Source organism: Shewanella sp. SP1S2-4 (genome assembly GCF_031932075.1).
Lineage (GTDB): Bacteria > Pseudomonadota > Gammaproteobacteria > Enterobacterales > Shewanellaceae > Shewanella > Shewanella baltica.
In genome coordinates this window covers 82,306-98,712 of record NZ_JAUOET010000008.1, presented here as the reverse complement: position 1 = coordinate 98,712, position 16,407 = coordinate 82,306, and the positions used below count along the sequence as shown (strand labels likewise).

Here is a 16,407-nt window from a genome sequence, read left to right as displayed (position 1 = left end):
ATTATGTTTTTTTATTATGTTGATTTAGCCTGGCGCAGCATTAAGAAAACCCCAGTGCTGTCGCTGTTGATGGTGTTGGCGATTTCGATAGGTATTGGCATCACAATCACCACGTTAAACGTCTACAAGATGATGTCGTTTAATCCTGCGGGTGAACGCTCAGATGAGTTAAATGCGGTACAGCTTTGGAGCCAAGGTCCCGATTCTTGGGATGAGCTTAACTCGTTAGTGACTTATCAAGATGCGATGAATTTGCGCAACAATACCTTACCTAAACGCCAAGCGGCGATGTTTCGCACTGGGATGGCGCTGCAAACTGAGGATGTCAATTTCGCGCCTATTTTAGAAAGTATTCGGGTGACAGATAGCGACTTTTTTAAGCTGTTTGACGTGCCATTTTTGTACGGCAATGTGTGGGATAAATCCGTTGACACTGAACCTGCTTATCAAGTGGTGATTAACGATAAACTCAATCAAAAGCTGTTTGCGGGCCAAAACAGTGTCGGCAAGGTTATCTATCTTAATCGTAAACCTTATCAAATAGTGGGGGTGATTAAAGCCTGGGACCCTAAGCCTAAATATTATGATCCCACTAACGGTGCCTTTAACGACACAGAACAAATTTTTGTGCCGTTTTCACTGACACCTATCGAAGAGTTTGATGTATGGGGTAACACCTCGGGTTGGAAGTTTGAGACGATGAATAGTTACAGCGATCGCCTTAACTCTGAAAAAGTGTGGCTGCTGTATTGGGTTGAGTTACCCAATAAAGATGCCGTAACCAGTTACCGTTCTTGGCTCAGTAATTATGTCGCAGAGCAAAAAGCATTGGGCCGCTTTACCGATAAAAAATCTGCCGCTGACTCAGTCAAGGTCTCCGATGTCGCGACTTGGCTTGAATACAATCATGTCGTTCCTGAAGACAATAAAATCTTGGTTGGCTTGAGCGCACTATTTTTAAGTGTTTGTTTAGTCAATATATTAGGTCTAATGCTCACTAAGTTCCTCAAGCGAGCGCCTGAAGTTGGGGTACGCCGCGCAATCGGTGCTAGCCGTGCCCAAATCTTCGCTCAATATATGGTGGAAGTAGGCATGATAGGTTTATTAGGCGGTTTACTGGGACTCGCTTGGGCTTACGCATCACTTTACGGCTTATCGGCACAGTTTGAGGTCTCGAAGGGGTTAACCCATTTATCGGCGAGTATGTGGATTATCACTCCTAGTATTGCGGTAGGCACAGCCTTGTTGGCTGGCTTGTATCCCGCGTGGGTCGTGTGCCGGACTAAACCTAGCGTTTATCTGAAAAGCCAGTAAGGGACTTATTATGTTACATATTAAACCTATTCTCAGCAGTTTGTTGCGCAGTAAAAGCGGTCCTGTCTTACTGCTTATTCAGATTATTTTGTCTGTGGCAATTGTGGCGAACGCGAGCTTTATTATTCAAGAGCGTTTAGCCCTGATGCAGCGCGTTTCGGGAGTCGAAGAGTCTGAAGTCTTGACCTTTAGCTTGTTCAACTTCGATCCATTGATCGATAAAACCGCGCAAAACAAAATTGATCAGCAAATTTTACGTGGGCTACCCAATGTGATTGATGCGACCTCAACCAATATGTTGCCATTAAGCGGTGGCGGCTGGTCGAGCACCTTCAATCTGGGGCCCGATCCGGATAGCGCTAAATCGACACCGCAATTTGCCATGTACTTAGGGACAGATCACACCCTTGAGACCTTAGGCCTTAAGCTGATTGAAGGGCGTAACTTTTACCCCCATGAACTTAAGGACAATCTCGATAGCCCGAGCCGATTAGCGATCATCTCCAGCGCGTTAGCTAAAGCGATTTGGCCTGATGAATCACCACTTGGCAAAGTGTTGTACGAGGGTAAAGATGCACAGATCACTGTGATAGGGGTTGTCGATAAACTGCAAGGCGCGTGGATTGACAGTTCTAGCCTTGAAAACAGTGTGATTCAAAATGTGGATTATGGCAGCAGTTCTTACATGGTACGGGCCAAACCTGAGTTTCACGCCGAGCTTAAAGATGCGATAAAAAAAGCGTTGCTGGCCGAGAATCCTAACCGAGTTCTCGATGGCTTTAAGTCAATCGAGGCGTTAAAAGATAGCTCATACCGCGATCATAAATTGATGATTACCGTGTTGATCATGATGGTAGTGTTGCTGCTGCTGATCACCTCGCTCGGTTTAACCGGTATGGTGATGTTTAATATCCAGCGCCGCACTAAGCAGATAGGTACCCGCCGTGCACTGGGTGCGAAAAAGCGCGACATTGTCAGTTACTTCCTCGTAGAAAATTATTTGATTTGCTTCGCGGGAGGCGTGTTGGGTGGCTTGTTAGCGATACAGTTAGGGCAGCAGTTAATGAAAATCTATAGCTTGCCTATGTTGGACTTAAGTTATCCATTATTTACTGTGGCAGGCTTGTTTATTGTCACCACGCTAGCGGTTTACCTACCAGCGCGTAAGGCGGCAAATATTTCGCCAGCAACGGCAACCCGCAGCGTATAGCGAAATATTTGATGTCACTCAAGGTACGATAAAAGCCCAATAAAAGTGCGATAACAATAGGATGTTATTGCACTTTTTGTTACTTTACGGTTAATAGTTTTATATAGGACAACACTCATACTTATGGATACTATCCTCATCGTCGACGACAATCACGCCATCTGCCAAGCCCTAGGTTTGATGCTAGAGCTTAATGATTATCGGGTGCTGACTTGCCATAGTCCGGAGGACGCCCTTGGATTATTGGCGACGCAAGATGTGGATTTAGTGATCCAAGATATGAACTTTACCCGTGATACCACCTCGGGCGAGGAAGGCAAGCAACTGTTTTACGCCCTGCGCGAACGCCAAGGGGATCTACCGATCATTTTGATGACGGCGTGGACGCAACTCGAAACCGCCGTTGAATTAGTCAAAGCGGGCGCGGCCGATTATATGGGTAAACCTTGGGATGACGCTAAGGTGCTCAATAGCATTACCAATTTGATCGCGCTTTATAAACTCTCCCGTGCTAACCATCGTCTCGAGCGGGTGAATCATCAACGCCAAGTGGCGATCGCCGATGCGGACCTCTGTGGGATTGTCTTTGGTAGTGGCGCGATGCAGCGTTGCATTGATTTAGCCTTGCAACTGGCGCGCTCCGATGTGTCGGTCCTCATCACTGGCCCTAATGGTGCGGGTAAAGACAAGCTTGCCGATATTCTCCATGCTAATTCTCCCTTAAAAAACAAGCCTTTTATCAAGGTCAATGTCGGCGCTTTGCCGATGGATTTATTAGAGGCAGAGTTGTTTGGTGCCGAGGCGGGGGCTTTTACGGGGGCGACTAAAGCGCGTATTGGTCGCTTTGAAGCGGCCGACGGCGGCACACTGTTTTTAGATGAAATCGGTAACTTGCCCTTATCTGGCCAAGTAAAACTGCTGCGCGTGCTGCAAACCGGTGAATTTGAACGCTTAGGTAGCCATAAAACCCAAAAAGTGAAAGTGCGGGTGATCAGTGCGACCAATGCGGATCTGGCCCAAGATATTGCCGAAGGGCGTTTTCGTGAGGATTTGTTTTACCGCTTAAATGTGATTGAACTGGCGCTATCGCCGCTGAATCAACGCACCGATGATATTTTGCCTTTAGTACAGCATTTTATCGGTAGCGATTTTAGCTTGAGTAAGCCCGCATTGCAGGCGTTGTTGCACCATCGCTGGCCGGGTAATGTGCGTGAGCTGGAAAATGCCTGTAAGCGAGCGGTATTGTTGGCAAAAAGCCATGTATTGACTGAGGCTGACTTTGGCTTGGCACCTGTCGTGAGTGCTGCAAGATCTGCGACTTCCCATATTTCTGCAGCTTCTGCGCCGCGACGCTTAGATCAGCGACAGCCCGATCCGCGCATCTTTGAACAGAGACAATCTGATCCTCAGCCCGTTTATGCGTCTGCTTCCATTCCCGCTAATGCCACTTTTGCTGATAACTCTGCCCGCGACCAAACACAGTCGGCTAATGAGGCGATAGAGGTGAGCCGCGAAGATATCGAAGCGGCGCTAAAACAGCACCATGGCGTGATTGCTCGGGTCGCCAAAGCGCTTGGGCTCAGTCGCCAGGCGCTGTATCGGCGCATGGATAAGTTTGGTTTAGATAAGTCATAGGCCAAGTGCAGATGCTAGTTTGTAGCTTTTAGACAACAGCTTCTAGGCAACAGCTACTAAGTCTCAGATGCTAGTTCGTAGGTTCTAGGCAACAGCTTCTTGGCGAGAGAAAGGCTATTGATTAAGGAATGTCAGTGTTAATCCGAACTAAAATTATCATTTATTCAATGATTTGCTGCGCGTTTGGCGTCTTGCTTAGTTTTGCCTTGGTGAAATATATCTCACCTGAAACTTCGGTTGTCGCCACATCTAAGGCAATCGAAATCCCCGATGTGAATGTACAACTCGACTTTGCTGATCTGGAAAAAACCACTGCTGCCATCGAGCTTGCCCTTAAAAATACTGAACAATTGCAGCTAGCGGCAGCAATGCAAGCGCGTCAGAGGACCGAGCAGATTAAGGCTGAACTGCAAAAACTTGAACAACTTAAGCAAGAACAGTTACAAATAAAACTCTTCAAGTTAGAACAACTTAAAGAAGGGCAGTTTAATTTTAGCGCCCATATCGCAGAGCCTTTACGTGTAGAACCGCTCTCGATTTTACCGCCCAAAGCCCCAGCATCCCCTGAAATAGCAGAGATCGAGCGAGTCTCGAGTTTAACCTTAAGTGAAGGTTTACTGGTGTTATTGCTCGCTTGTGGCGCGTGTGGCCTAAGTGTCGCTTGGTTAACACGGCATCTGGGTCGTAGCTTGGATTCCCTCGAAATAGGTCTGCTGAACTTTAGCGATAATGATTTTAGCGTGAGTATTCCAGAACATGGTGAAGGTCAGCTACAAACCTTGGCCCAGTTATTTAATTATTCTGCGGCAAAATTACGCCAAGAAAGGCAATACATTTACCAGCGAGAGTTGTTGCTGGATAAGGTGATCCAAAGCTCTCCCAACGTGATGCTATTGCTCGACGACCATCAGCGGTTAATTTACGCCAACGATGCTGCGCGTCATCTATTCCACAAAAAGGGCAAAATGGAAGGTTTGAGCCTAGATGAATTGCTGCTGGACTTGCCCGAGGTATTGGCCTTGGCGCTTAAACATGAAAAGAACGGCCTCTTTGCTATGGGCGAAGATGATGTGGAAACTTGGTATCTTAGTCGTGGCCAATTTTTATTGAATAACCAACAACATAACTTGATATTGCTCAAGCAGATGACCCGTGAGCTTAATCGTCAAGAGGTGGCAGTGTGGAAGAAAGTGATCCGCATTATTAGCCATGAACTCAATAACTCAGTGGCGCCCATCGCCTCTATGGTGAACTCGGGGCGTTTACTGACTAAAGATCTGGATAATCCAAAACTTAAGTTGATTTTCGATACCATAGAGAATCGCACTGGCCATCTGAGCCAGTTTATCTTCAACTATGCCCGCTTTGCTAAGTTGCCGCTCCCACAGCGACGTCAGGTCAATTGGACACAATTTACGACTCAGTTAACCCAGCATTATCCCTTTAAACTTACGCATGATTTGCCTGAAAACGATGGCTATTTCGATCAAGGACAGTTGGAGCAAGTGCTTCTCAACTTGCTAAAAAATGCCCATGAATCGGGTTCAAACCCTGAGGATGTCACCCTGTCGATTCGGCAACAAACCTTAGTGGATGGTGTGGGTTTCAGTATTGTTATCGAGGATCGCGGTACTGGCATGTCAGGCGAAGTTTTAGAGCAAGCGTTGTTGCCGTTTTACTCGACTAAACAATCGGGTACAGGGCTTGGTTTACCTCTGTGCCGTGAAATTATTGAAGCCCATGATGGCAGTATTAGTATGCACAATCGCAGTGACGGTGGCCTGTTGGTTCGACTATGGTTACCACAATAATCCGCACGTTTTGTATTAGCACAGCAATGCGACCTTAGGGTCGCATTTTTATTGCTTCTTCATTTGTTCGTTTACCCTATTCCTCCGGTCTTAACGGCTTCTTTGCGTATTAGCCAAATGGGCTATTTTTGCCTTTTTACCTTAGCTCTTCGGACTAATTTGCCCTCCAGCGTAATGACGGGAGATCTTCAATCCTGTTAACCTGCTTTATCGAAAATTGACGCTAAAACTCCCGTTGTTAAAACAGAGGTTGGCGCGGTTTTTAAGGTTCGATTAAAAGGTTAAGGAGGGATAAGTGAAACAGTTAAAACAGCGTCTGCTTACTTACGTTTTATGCCCATTCCTGCTGCTGGCTTCCCCTATCACTCTTGCCGATAACGACATTGAAATTAGTGGTTTAGTGATAGATAGAACCTTGACACGGTTTGGTAAGGATTTTGGCTTCTACTACTCAAGCTATTGGCGCGAGCTGCCCTTTACCCAAGGCTTTAACGTGACGCTGTACGAGACTGTGTTTCCGCAGGCGGGGACGGTTTTAACCTTAGAAGTGAACGGGACACGGATTTACACCACCCATTTTGGTCGTCGTGCCAATCCGGTTAAAGAGAGTGCAGAGCAGGCGATTTTGATCACGATTGATTATTTAGCGCAAGTAAGAGCCAATGCAATAACAGGTGATTTTTCAGGAATATCGGACGACTTTTAGGATAATAATAATGACATACAGGACGTTACTTGCCCTTGTCACACTATGTGTGGCAAGCAGTGGCCAAGCCACTGAATTGATTTATACGCCAGTGAATCCCAGCTTTGGCGGCAATCCACAAAATGGGGCTTTCTTATTAAATAAAGCCCAAGCCCAGAATGACAATAAGTCCAACTCGTCCGAGAAGGACTTTATTACTCGCTTTAAAGAATCCCTAGAGCGTAATCTTATCAATTCTATTACCCGAGGGATTGCTGATGGTGAAATCACCGATGGTGATTATAATACTGGCGATTTTCGTATAGAAATTAACTCTATAGGAGATAAAGTTATACTGACTATCACTAATATTGCCACGAATGAAGTGACAATAATTGAAATGTCAGCGTTTGGAGGTGGCAACTAATGGCCCGTTTAATCATTTTGGGTCTATTGCTGTTAAGCATGTCGGCCTGTAGCTTGATCCCTAAACCCGATTTGAATATCACGCCTGCCGAGGTTAACCCCTTGAGTGAAGTGATGCGTGGGCTGCAAACTCAACCAGGACCTAAGTTTCCCATTCCAGTTGCTGTGTATTCCTTTCGCGATCAAACTGGCCAATATAAACCACAGGCGAACGTGAGTTCGTTTTCGACCGCCGTGACTCAGGGCGCAACCTCTATGTTGATGCAGACCTTGCTCGATTCTAAATGGTTTACCCCAGTGGAACGTGAAGGGCTACAAAACCTGCTGACCGAGCGCAAAATTAGTAATAAACAGAGCGGTACTAAGGGCGATGAAGTGCCCGTATTATCCACCGCCAGATTGTTACTCGAAGGTGGCGTCATTAGCTATGAGACTAACACCAGCACAGGCGGTAGCGGTGTCGAATACTACGGCATTGGCGCTTCGGAAATGTATCGTGAAGATCAGGTGACCATTTATTTGCGCGCCGTCGATGTGCACACAGGTAAAGTGATGATGTCGGTTTCGACCAGCAAACGTGTTTTATCCCAAGAAATGCGCGCTGGCTTGTTCCGTTACACCAGTTTAAATCGCCTCGCTGAGGCAGAAATCGGTTTTACCACTAACGAGCCAGTACAGTTTTGCGTGTTGCAAGCCATTGAATTAGCGGTCGCTGAGCTGATTGATAAGGGCATTAAGCAAGGCTACTGGAGTCCAACTCAAGTTACTCAACCAGTCGAGAAAGCGCAGGAATTGAGTCAGGGCTAGGTGCCTGAAAGTCGGTATTAGATGCTAGAGCAAAGCAGGCTTCTGCTTTAGCGCTTAGTCGCGATAGCGTAAAAGAAAACCGAGCCAGTTAAGCTGACTCGGTTTTTTTATTGGATTAATTTCTGTAGTGGGTGGACGTTGGCAGTGTTGTGGGCTGTGTGGTGTTAGCCCGCTTGCATGGCCTTCCAAAACAGTTCAAAACTGGCATCGCGATACCTTGTATTCGTACCTAAGTGCGGGTTATCGATAAAGAATCGGGTTGCCGCCAGATATTGGCCATGGCAGTTTTCTAGCATCAGCTCCAGCGGATAGTGGGCGATTAATCCCTCTATTTGTCCTTGCTTAATCAGCTCGCTAATAAAGCCTAAGATGCTGTTCATCGCCTGATCGCGCACCTTAGCGGCAATCATGGGCGACATTGAATATTGTTGAAAAAACAGCTGCTTGACAGGGTTATCCAGCGACCAATCAATTGCACTTTGCCATAGCTGTAGGGCATTGAGTTTAAGATCGCTGCCATTATGAGTGTTTAGCAGCAAGGCATCGGCAAACTCTTGTTTTATTGTTAGAAATAAAGATTCCATCAAGGCTTCCTTGGAAGGGAAATGATGGAACAAGGTGCCCGTTGCTACACCTGCTTGCTTAGCTATCGAGGCGGTGGACGTGCCATGAAATCCTTGGCTGACAAAGAGCGCTAAGGCAGTGTCGAGAATGGCTTGGCGTTTATCTGTCATGGTTTTTATAGGTTGCGGCGTTAATGGCTGATTCAAGATTTATCCCCCAATGACTAGCGCAAAAATAGCTTCATTAAGATGCGCTGGATAACAGTGCCGTAGGGCGGGTGCACAAATTTGCCTGTGTTGAATCGGCCTCGGCTAAGCACAGTTTTAGCGTGGCTGAAGGTTAAAAAACCTTCCTTGCCATGGTAATGCCCCATTCCCGACGGGCCGATTCCGCCAAAGGGCGCATCGTCAGCGGCGACATGAAACACGGTTTCGTTAATGCACACACCGCCAGAATGGGTCTGCTGGAGGATCTTTTGCTGAGTTGGCTCATCGAAACTCATCACATACAGCGCTAGTGGTCTTGCTCTGTGGTTGATGTACTGAATCGCTTCATCTAAGGTGTCGTAGCTAATAATCGGTAACAATGGGCCAAAAATTTCTTCTTGCATCAATAGCATATCTTCACTGGTGTGAGTGATTAGCTGAGTGGCGAGTTTACGATGTTGACTATCGATAGCTTCGTCTGTCGCCGAAATAACATGGGCACCCTTAGCTTTCGCGTCGCCGAGCACTGTCATCAAGCGGTCAAACTGACGGGTATTAATGATGCTGCCGTAGTCTTTGTTGTGGTTTATCGCGCCGTACATGGCATTAAATTTAGTTCGGTAGGCGGCAATAAATTCATCCACTTGGGCTTTAGGGCATAGAACATAATCCGGTGCGACGCAGATTTGTCCGGCATTCAAACACTTACCGTAAATCATTCGTTCTACTGCTATCTCAAGCGGCATATCGGAGGCGATAATGACTGGCGATTTACCGCCCAATTCGAGTGTCACTGGGGTGAGATTATTGGCTGCGGCGCGCATCACATGACGGCCAACTGTGGTCGAGCCGGTAAAGAGTAAATGATCAAAGGGTAGGGCTGAAAACGCTGCGGCGACATCGGCTTCACCTTCTACAACTGCCACGTGGGACTCATCGAAGACGTGTGCCAGTAGTTGTTTGATCACTTGGTTAGTCGCAGGGGTGAATTCGGACATTTTTAGCATGGCGTGATTACCCGCCGCGATGGCGGTCACTAGCGGGCCAATTGATAGCATGACGGGGAAGTTCCACGGCACTATGATGCCGATAACCCCCACAGGCTGATAATGCACAGTGACTTTGGCGGGTGCGAGCAAGAGCCCTGCATGGCGAGCGCTGGGTTTGAGCCATTTTTTTAGATTTTTCAAACTGTAATTGATGTTGTTGATGACCGGCATAATGTCTGATATTAGGCTGTCATCAATCGATCTATGGCCATAGTCTTGGCTTAAGGCTTCGACTAAAGGCGTTTTAAATTGCAGTATGGCCGCTTTAAGTCGAGTTAATTGCTCCACTCGCGTAGCGTAGTTTGGATTCGGCGCCGCTAAATAACTGCTGCGTTGGCGTTGGAGCAATTGAGTCAGTGGCGAGGCATTAAGCTGTTCGGTGGCCATATTCATAGTGGTCGCTCCAAGGGAAATGGTAGGCTGAGTCTTATTCGGTACTTTATTTAACTAATCGTCTCGATTGAGTCTTTTATTAAATTGGAACCGACTGATTAGTCGGTTCATCCTAACTTGCTTAGTGAGATGGTGCAAGTTATCTGATGTATTTTTGAGCAAGATCACGGCTTATTTAGGCGTTAGCTTTTACACTAATTCAAGGGTTGTTGCATAAGGAGTATGTATGGCATTGTTAAAGCACGGAATTACGATTGGTATTGAACGCTATGGTGATGATGATTTTTTTGTTGCCTTTAAGGCCATCGGTACTTTAACTCATCAAGACTACGAAATGATGGTGCCAGTGTTGGAGTCGGCACTGGCGGGCGTAAAAGATCCTGATATCTTCGCCTTAGTGGATGTGACCGAGTTAGATGGCTTGGAATTACAGGCTGCTTGGGATGATCTGAAACTTGGGGTGAAGCATATTCGTCATTTCGAGAAAATAGCCATAGTCGGCAAAACGACTCTGCAGGAAGTGTTGGCTAAATTGGCAAACTGGTTTACGCCTGCTGAGGTCAGATTTTTTGTTGATAATGGCGACGCCGTTGCTTGGTTAAAAGACTAGTTACTCAGTAATCCATTAGCATCATAGAAGGAGTACAGATTATGCGTTCCGGTCAAATACTCTGGCCCACAGATTTTTCGGAAACTGCGGCCCATGCACTGAGTTATGCCATTGAAATGGCTAATCTATACCATGTAGGACTCAAAATTTTACATGTAGTTGAACAGCCGATCGGTGATGAAAACTTTATGATTCTATCGATCACTCCAGAAGAGTTGGCTAAGAGCATGGAGGACGCGGCCGCAATTAAGATGCAGGCGCTGTTAGCCGGGTTAAACACTGAGCTTCCTGTCACGACCTTGATCCGCCGTGGCGATCCTGTGTATCAAATTTTAGAAGAGGCCAACAGTAAAGATATTGGCATGGTGGTGATAGCGAGCCATGGCCGAACTGGGATTTCGCATTTTTTACATACTAATGTCGCAGAAGCGGTCGCTAACGGTGCGGCTTGTCCTGTGCTGGTGGTGAAATAACTGAGTTAGTAGCTTGACTCAATAAACCCGAAGGACGCTTATTGCGTCCTTTCTTTTTGATTGATAAAGAATATTTAATTGAAATGGGTACGCAAGAAGCATAGCTAACTACTATAAATTAGTGGTATTTTGGCTTTAATAGATAGCCTGATTAAAACTCAAATGATGGATAAGCTTATGCGTACTCAAGAAGTGTTATGCCCTACGGATTTTTCATCCACCGCAGCCCATGCGCTCAAATATGCGGTTGAAATGGCTAATCTTTATCATGTTGATATTCGATTGTTGCATGTGACAAGTCCTGCCCGTGGCGCCCATTGCTATGGTATTGCGGTTGATATTCCCGCCACATTGGAAAATGAGCTGCAAGCTTTTGTCGATGCAAAAATGCAAAGCATACAGCAGGAAATGCAACAAGGCCTCACCGAGGGGCTCAATATCAAGCTCGTGGTGCGTCATGGTGATGCGATTGATGAGATTTTAGCGGAAGCCGTCGATGTAGGTATGGTGGTGATTGCTAGTCATGGTAGCAGCGGTTTAGCGGATTTTTTAAAGCCACATGTCACACAAGATATTGTTAAGTATGCTAAGTGCCCTGTGCTGGTGGTGAAATAAAGCGCTTAGATAAGACTTAGTAAGAATCGTTTTTAATGATTTTAGGTTCTGTTAATTTGGTCGACGCCTCAGCTTCAGTCTCGAAGGACATCAGGCGTCGATACTTTTCCTGCAAGGCCACTAAGCTACCATCTTGGGTAATTTGTTTGAGTCCCACATTAAAATCATCCCGAATTTGTTCACTGAGAAAGGCAAACTTGTATTCTGTTGGTGGAAATATTTTGTGGCAAATGGCCTGTTGTTTTAAATCTTTCTCAGTGAGTTTTCCCTCAAGGTAAGCCTGCTTTAAGTAATATTTGAAGATGTTTTTATCCATCACTACGACATCGGCCCTGTGTTTCATCAGCATATAAACCTGCTGCACTTGCCTTGCTTGTTCTTGGTAGCCGCTATTAGCCTTAGCCATTTTGGCAAATTCTTCCCCCAATAACGATGATGCACGCTGAAAGGAAACGACTTGCTTGTTATTTAAGTCGTCTATGTTGTTGATAGTAAAGTTATTATCTTCTAGGCTAATAGCGCAGTTTTGGTAGGTTATCGCAACATTGGAGTAAAAGACGTTGTCGAGCATGCCATCTTTAATGTTGATGATACCATCGAGTTTACCTTCCCTGAGTTCATGGAATGTACGCGCCAGTGGTAAGTATTGGATAGAAGCGGTATGGCCTTTAACGGCGAGGGCTTGGTTTAGTAATTCGAGTTCGATTCCGCTATTGGTTTCTTGGATAACATAAGGTGGAATAGACAGGCTGACACCTATCTTAATTTCTGCTGCTTGGCAAAGCTGAGCGCCGCATAAGGTGAGAAACCCCATCAATTTAAAGCGGTTACAACGAGCCTCTGAGCTATTTGGCTTATTTAGATTTTGCGTCATAAGTTACCAATACCTCCGCGGTACACACTTACAGCTGTGTTTGTTACTCGCCAGTCTTTCCATGACTCGATTGAGTAAGTGTAGTGTGTCTGTGAACTCAGCACGGTTTTATTTATTCAAATACGCTAAACAATGAGCGAATTAAAAAGATGAGCCAGGTTCGCGCAGAAAGGCGATTTCCTCTGCTGTCGATTCTCTGCCTAAGATGGCGTTCCTATGTGGATAGCGGCCAAATCTGTCGATAATTGCCTTATGTTGCAGTTCAAATGTTAAGTTGGCTACCGTCGCTTCACGATTAAACAGTTTAACCGCAACTTGATGGATCATTGCCGACTCGCTGTGCATATAGGGCATAAAGAGAAAGGGGACTTGTTTAGGTTTGAGAGCTAAATCAACCTGTTGGGCAACAGCTTCCTGAGCGAGCACTAAAGCGATGGCATCGGCTTCGAAAGCGGCAGGCGTATCACGGTAAATATTACGGGAGAATTGGTCGAGCACTATGATCTCCGCTAATCGACCTTGGGGTGTGACTCGCCAATGGGAAAGCTCACCACGTTTAGCTTGAGCTAATATGTCTCCAAAGCGCTGTTTGATTTGTGCATCAAATTCAACATCTTTAATCCACCAAAGCTTTGGCTCAATTTCTTCAAACCAAAATGTCAGTATTTGATCGGCTGTAATTGTCTGGCTCATCTTAGCGTTCCCTCATAGGTGGTGAGTGACATTACAAATAACAGTTGTTGGGGGAGGATGACAAGTCGTTTCGCTTGATTTAGGAGAGATAGGTTAGCAGAAAAACTGATCATCTTTCGTAAGTATTTAGTGCTGGCTATTGCCTTATTGCCTGAATATAAAGTAGTTTTGATGATAATTACTTTTGTTTCTAGGCAGGTCATTCTATGTCATCTTCAATGCCGGTATCGCAACAAGTTACGAAGCAGCATAAGGCGTTTTTGCGTAAGCTCTATTTAGCGCACTTAATGGATGACGATCGCCATAATCTTTTATCACTCAATAAGTTAACTGGAATGCCGCGCCGCACCTTACAGGATGCCATCGCCGCATTTGAGGATATAGGTATTCGAGTCGAGTTTGTCCAGGAAGGCAGTCGTAACAATGCAGGTTATTACCGCATAGTGACATGGGGGCCAATCAGTAGTGCATGGGTTGATACCCATCTCACTGAAATCGCCGATCTGATTGGTGTTGTTGAGAGTGGCGAAACGGCAGCATGAAGCGGTAAGTTCTGAGTTCGGCAATCACGTCATAACATAATAGGCGGCAAATCCTGCCCAACTTAGCACGAGTAGAGCGATAGCAACCCAAGTGGCTCGGGTGAACTGACTCTGGGAGTCGATGATCTCGTCAGCATCGTCTAGATTATCTATGTCATTCACTGTGCGAGATTTCGCTTTCAACTGCTGTTTACGGACTTTATCCCGCTCACGGGCTTTAGCTTTAAGCAGTTTTTTATACTCGGCGATGCCTTTTTCAATCCCTTGGGCAATGAGCTTAGTTTGCTCTTTAGTTTGTCCTGGCTTTTGAGTGGCTTTGGCTGCGGCCAGTGCTTCTTGCTGAGTTTCTGTCGAGATAGTGGGTTTCATCTGGAAGTTGCCTAAATTGTTGCCGTTTGAGTTAATGCGGCTTGAGTTAACGCACTTGCGGCTAAAATAGGCTCGTAAATATAAGAGCCAATATGCCCGCGAAGCTGCTCGCTCATTCGTTAGTCAAAAGCGAGCCCAATGTGTTATTGCCAGATTATACCCACATTAGACATTAAAACTTACAGCCAATATCTTCATTTCATTAAAAAATCAGCGGATGCCCGCCCTGTGGATCAGCAAGGTACACAGGTTCATAGTCCCATACTTCCCGAATGGTATTGACCGACAAGGCCTCAGCTGGCGTGCCTTCGCTTACGATTCGCCCTTGTTTTAATACGATTAATTGATCGCTATAGCGAGCGGCTTGGTTGAGATCATGCAATACCACTATCACAGTGTACGCCTGCTGATGAGCTAAGTGTTGGGCTAACTCAAGCACTCTGTGTTGCTGGGCGAGATCTAATGCCGATGTTGGTTCATCCAATAATAGTATGGGTGGGAACGGCGATTGACTGAGCTGAGTCAAAACGCGGGCGAGCTGGACTCGTTGTTTTTCGCCGCCAGAGAGGGTTGGATAACTGCGCTTAGCCAGATGAGATAAGCCTACTTGCGCTAGCTGCTCGGCAACTAAGGTTTCCCCCTCTTTATGACTAATGGTTAAGGGGTAAAGACCCATAGCGACCACTTCAGATACTGTGAAGGGAAACGTGAGACTGGCGTGTTGTGGCAGTACGGCTAAGGATTTTGCCAGCTCGCCCCTAGGCCAATCCGCCAGCTGGCTATGGCCTAGACGGATACTTTGCCTTGGTGTGCTGATTTCTTGGCAAAGGGCTTTGAGTAGCGTCGATTTACCCGCGCCATTGGGGCCGAGTAGGGCGGTTACTGCACTGGGTTTAAATTGCACATTTATATCGCTGAGCACCATATTCTGCCCAATGCTGACATCGAGCTTGCTAATGCTGAGCTTGGTGCGTTCAAACTGCGCATGGGTTGAATGAGTTAGATGCGCTCTTGATGCTAATTCAGAATCTAAATTTGACTCTGATCCTGATTCGGCATAGGAAGTGGCAGTCATAACGCCTCGCTTAGATGAGCTTACTGCGTTGTTGCAGTAGTAAGAAGATGAAGAATGGCGCACCTATGATGGCGGTTACTAATCCAACGGGTAACTCTGCTGGTGGTAAGAAGGCGCGGGCGCCGATATCGGCCAAGGCTAATAGGGCGGCACCTAAAAGTGCACTGATGGGCAGCAGTTGACGATGATCTGGCCCTAACATCATCCGCACTAAATGCGGCACCACTAGGCCGATAAAGCCAATAATGCCTGTCGCCGCGACACTTACGCCAACGCCTAAGGCGCAAAGTAAAATGAGTCTCAGCTTAAGCTTATCGACATCTATCCCTAAGTGACGCGCTTCGGATTCACCAAGTAGCAAGGCATTGAGCGCCGCCGCATCTTGGCGAAATCGCCAGCTTAGTAATGCTAACGTCACGAGGCACAGGCTGACATACATCCACTGCGCTCCTGCTATCGAGCCCATTTGCCACAAGGTTAAATCACGTAGCGCTATATCGTTAGCAAGGTACGTGAGCATGCCAATTCCTGCGCCTGCCAGTGCCGCAATAGCAACCCCTGATAGCAGTAACAACACGACCGATGTTCCGGTTGGGCTACTGGCGAGGCGATAGACAACAAGGGTGGTGATTAAACCCGATACAAAGGCACTGATGGGGATCATGAATGGATTTACATTGGGTAACAGCACGATACAGATGGCCGCGCCCAGCGCTGCGCCAGATGACACCCCGATAATACCGGGATCGGCCAAGGGATTACGAAACAGACCCTGCATTACAGCGCCGCACTGGGCGAGCGTAGCGCCTACCGCCAGTGCCAATAATGTCCGTGGCAGGCGCACAGTGTTGACCACCAGTTGCTCGTGGGGCGCAATATTGCCGATGTTTTGCTGAGTCGCCCAATTAAGTACAGCGCTTAGGGCATCCACTAGGCTGATACTGACAGGGCCTGTGCTGACCGAGAGTAAGCAGCTTAGGGCTAACAGTGTGACTAAACCGGGCCAGAGCCAGCGATTGAGGAACATCTCAACTATCCTTTCTATTTTTATCAGGT

Annotated in this window: 18 protein-coding genes; 11 read left to right on the top strand and 7 right to left on the bottom strand. The window is 46.6% G+C overall.

The annotated features are described in order from the left end of the window. Positions 1-3: 3 nt before the first annotated feature. The 7 genes from Q4Q52_RS10180 to Q4Q52_RS10150 all read left to right on the top strand — a co-directional run bounded on the left by Q4Q52_RS10180 (position 4) and on the right by Q4Q52_RS10150 (position 7,888). A complete protein-coding gene (locus Q4Q52_RS10180; RefSeq protein ID WP_300477450.1) occupies positions 4-1,314 on the top strand; it encodes an ABC transporter permease in 1,311 nt (436 codons plus the stop codon). Between the two features lie 10 nt (positions 1,315-1,324). Continuing rightward, positions 1,325-2,524 carry an ABC transporter permease gene (locus Q4Q52_RS10175; protein WP_063883750.1) on the top strand — a complete coding sequence of 400 codons (1,200 nt, stop codon included), beginning with the start codon at positions 1,325-1,327 and terminating at the stop codon, positions 2,522-2,524. A 123-nt stretch (positions 2,525-2,647) separates the two neighbouring features. Beyond that, the gene (locus tag Q4Q52_RS10170; protein ID WP_063883749.1) at positions 2,648-4,159 is read left to right on the top strand and encodes a sigma-54 dependent transcriptional regulator; all 1,512 of its coding nucleotides are present in this window, start codon (positions 2,648-2,650) and stop codon (positions 4,157-4,159) included. A gap of 134 nt (positions 4,160-4,293) precedes the next feature. After that, positions 4,294-5,970 (top strand): ATP-binding protein, encoded by a 1,677-nt coding sequence (locus Q4Q52_RS10165; protein ID WP_311990533.1) that lies wholly within the window; start codon positions 4,294-4,296, stop codon positions 5,968-5,970. Positions 5,971-6,265: 295 nt separating this feature from the next. Next, positions 6,266-6,676, top strand: a complete 411-nt coding sequence (locus Q4Q52_RS10160) for a curli production assembly/transport protein CsgE (RefSeq protein ID WP_311990532.1) — start codon at positions 6,266-6,268, stop codon at positions 6,674-6,676. A 10-nt stretch (positions 6,677-6,686) separates the two neighbouring features. Then, positions 6,687-7,082, top strand: a complete 396-nt coding sequence (locus tag Q4Q52_RS10155; RefSeq protein ID WP_105251643.1) for a curli assembly protein CsgF — start codon at positions 6,687-6,689, stop codon at positions 7,080-7,082. Continuing rightward, entirely contained in the window at positions 7,082-7,888 is an 807-nt protein-coding gene (locus Q4Q52_RS10150) for a CsgG/HfaB family protein (RefSeq protein ID WP_311990531.1), read from the top strand. The genes Q4Q52_RS10155 and Q4Q52_RS10150 overlap by 1 nt, the downstream gene beginning before the upstream one ends. A gap of 164 nt (positions 7,889-8,052) precedes the next feature. Here Q4Q52_RS10150 and Q4Q52_RS10145 read toward each other — a convergent pair whose 3' ends face one another. Both Q4Q52_RS10145 and Q4Q52_RS10140 read right to left on the bottom strand, forming a co-directional pair. Beyond that, positions 8,053-8,658 carry a TetR/AcrR family transcriptional regulator gene (locus Q4Q52_RS10145; protein WP_311990530.1) on the bottom strand — a complete coding sequence of 202 codons (606 nt, stop codon included), beginning with the start codon at positions 8,656-8,658 and terminating at the stop codon, positions 8,053-8,055. 17 nt (positions 8,659-8,675) lie between these two features. Beyond that, positions 8,676-10,100: a coniferyl aldehyde dehydrogenase gene (locus tag Q4Q52_RS10140; RefSeq protein ID WP_311990529.1), complete on the bottom strand. Its 1,425-nt coding sequence runs from the start codon at positions 10,098-10,100 to the stop codon at positions 8,676-8,678. A 226-nt stretch (positions 10,101-10,326) separates the two neighbouring features. On the opposite strand from Q4Q52_RS10140, the gene Q4Q52_RS10135 reads away from it, so the two are divergent. The 3 genes from Q4Q52_RS10135 (at position 10,327) to Q4Q52_RS10125 (ending at position 11,798) form a co-directional block, all read left to right on the top strand. Beyond that, the gene (locus Q4Q52_RS10135; RefSeq protein ID WP_063883744.1) at positions 10,327-10,710 is read left to right on the top strand and encodes an STAS/SEC14 domain-containing protein; all 384 of its coding nucleotides are present in this window, start codon (positions 10,327-10,329) and stop codon (positions 10,708-10,710) included. Between the two features lie 41 nt (positions 10,711-10,751). After that, positions 10,752-11,183, top strand: coding sequence for a universal stress protein (locus Q4Q52_RS10130; protein ID WP_063883743.1), 432 nt, complete (start codon positions 10,752-10,754; stop codon positions 11,181-11,183). 177 nt (positions 11,184-11,360) lie between these two features. Continuing rightward, positions 11,361-11,798 (top strand): universal stress protein, encoded by a 438-nt coding sequence (locus tag Q4Q52_RS10125; RefSeq protein WP_106649657.1) that lies wholly within the window; start codon positions 11,361-11,363, stop codon positions 11,796-11,798. 16 nt (positions 11,799-11,814) lie between these two features. Here Q4Q52_RS10125 and Q4Q52_RS10120 read toward each other — a convergent pair whose 3' ends face one another. After that, complete coding sequence (locus Q4Q52_RS10120; protein ID WP_261272099.1) at positions 11,815-12,672, bottom strand: ABC transporter substrate-binding protein; 858 nt, start codon at positions 12,670-12,672, stop codon at positions 11,815-11,817. A gap of 141 nt (positions 12,673-12,813) precedes the next feature. Further along, positions 12,814-13,365, bottom strand: a complete 552-nt coding sequence (locus Q4Q52_RS10115) for a DUF924 family protein (RefSeq protein WP_311990528.1) — start codon at positions 13,363-13,365, stop codon at positions 12,814-12,816. Positions 13,366-13,571: 206 nt separating this feature from the next. Here Q4Q52_RS10115 and Q4Q52_RS10110 point away from each other — a divergent pair, with 206 nt between their 5' ends. Continuing rightward, on the top strand, positions 13,572-13,907 hold the full coding sequence (locus Q4Q52_RS10110) for a winged helix-turn-helix domain-containing protein (protein ID WP_300477461.1): 336 nt from the start codon (positions 13,572-13,574) through the stop codon (positions 13,905-13,907). 24 nt (positions 13,908-13,931) lie between these two features. On the opposite strand, the gene Q4Q52_RS10105 is transcribed toward Q4Q52_RS10110, so the two are convergent. The 3 genes from Q4Q52_RS10105 to Q4Q52_RS10095 all read right to left on the bottom strand — a co-directional run bounded on the left by Q4Q52_RS10105 (position 13,932) and on the right by Q4Q52_RS10095 (position 16,378). Then, positions 13,932-14,276: a DUF2956 domain-containing protein gene (locus Q4Q52_RS10105; RefSeq protein ID WP_311990527.1), complete on the bottom strand. Its 345-nt coding sequence runs from the start codon at positions 14,274-14,276 to the stop codon at positions 13,932-13,934. A gap of 202 nt (positions 14,277-14,478) precedes the next feature. Next, complete coding sequence (locus tag Q4Q52_RS10100; RefSeq protein WP_311990526.1) at positions 14,479-15,351, bottom strand: heme ABC transporter ATP-binding protein; 873 nt, start codon at positions 15,349-15,351, stop codon at positions 14,479-14,481. A gap of 10 nt (positions 15,352-15,361) precedes the next feature. After that, positions 15,362-16,378, bottom strand: a complete 1,017-nt coding sequence (locus Q4Q52_RS10095; RefSeq protein ID WP_311990525.1) for an iron ABC transporter permease — start codon at positions 16,376-16,378, stop codon at positions 15,362-15,364. Positions 16,379-16,407 lie beyond the last annotated feature (29 nt).

Excerpts from the sequence above, each read along its gene's own strand:
- Q4Q52_RS10170 (WP_063883749.1), top strand. The coding sequence starts at position 2,648 with ATGGATACTATCCTCATCGTCGACGACAATCACGCCATCTGCCAAGCC.
- Q4Q52_RS10115 (WP_311990528.1), bottom strand. The coding sequence starts at position 13,365 with ATGAGCCAGACAATTACAGCCGATCAAATACTGACATTTTGGTTTGAA.
- Q4Q52_RS10130 (WP_063883743.1), top strand. The coding sequence starts at position 10,752 with ATGCGTTCCGGTCAAATACTCTGGCCCACAGATTTTTCGGAAACTGCG.
- Q4Q52_RS10110 (WP_300477461.1), top strand. The coding sequence starts at position 13,572 with ATGTCATCTTCAATGCCGGTATCGCAACAAGTTACGAAGCAGCATAAG.
- Q4Q52_RS10175 (WP_063883750.1), top strand. The coding sequence starts at position 1,325 with ATGTTACATATTAAACCTATTCTCAGCAGTTTGTTGCGCAGTAAAAGC.
- Q4Q52_RS10125 (WP_106649657.1), top strand. The coding sequence starts at position 11,361 with ATGCGTACTCAAGAAGTGTTATGCCCTACGGATTTTTCATCCACCGCA.
- Q4Q52_RS10120 (WP_261272099.1), bottom strand. The coding sequence starts at position 12,672 with ATGACGCAAAATCTAAATAAGCCAAATAGCTCAGAGGCTCGTTGTAAC.
- Q4Q52_RS10155 (WP_105251643.1), top strand. The coding sequence starts at position 6,687 with ATGACATACAGGACGTTACTTGCCCTTGTCACACTATGTGTGGCAAGC.
- Q4Q52_RS10150 (WP_311990531.1), top strand. The coding sequence starts at position 7,082 with ATGGCCCGTTTAATCATTTTGGGTCTATTGCTGTTAAGCATGTCGGCC.
- Q4Q52_RS10135 (WP_063883744.1), top strand. The coding sequence starts at position 10,327 with ATGGCATTGTTAAAGCACGGAATTACGATTGGTATTGAACGCTATGGT.
- Q4Q52_RS10095 (WP_311990525.1), bottom strand. The coding sequence starts at position 16,378 with ATGTTCCTCAATCGCTGGCTCTGGCCCGGTTTAGTCACACTGTTAGCC.
- Q4Q52_RS10105 (WP_311990527.1), bottom strand. The coding sequence starts at position 14,276 with ATGAAACCCACTATCTCGACAGAAACTCAGCAAGAAGCACTGGCCGCA.
- Q4Q52_RS10180 (WP_300477450.1), top strand. The coding sequence starts at position 4 with ATGTTTTTTTATTATGTTGATTTAGCCTGGCGCAGCATTAAGAAAACC.
- Q4Q52_RS10140 (WP_311990529.1), bottom strand. The coding sequence starts at position 10,100 with ATGAATATGGCCACCGAACAGCTTAATGCCTCGCCACTGACTCAATTG.
- Q4Q52_RS10100 (WP_311990526.1), bottom strand. The coding sequence starts at position 15,351 with ATGACTGCCACTTCCTATGCCGAATCAGGATCAGAGTCAAATTTAGAT.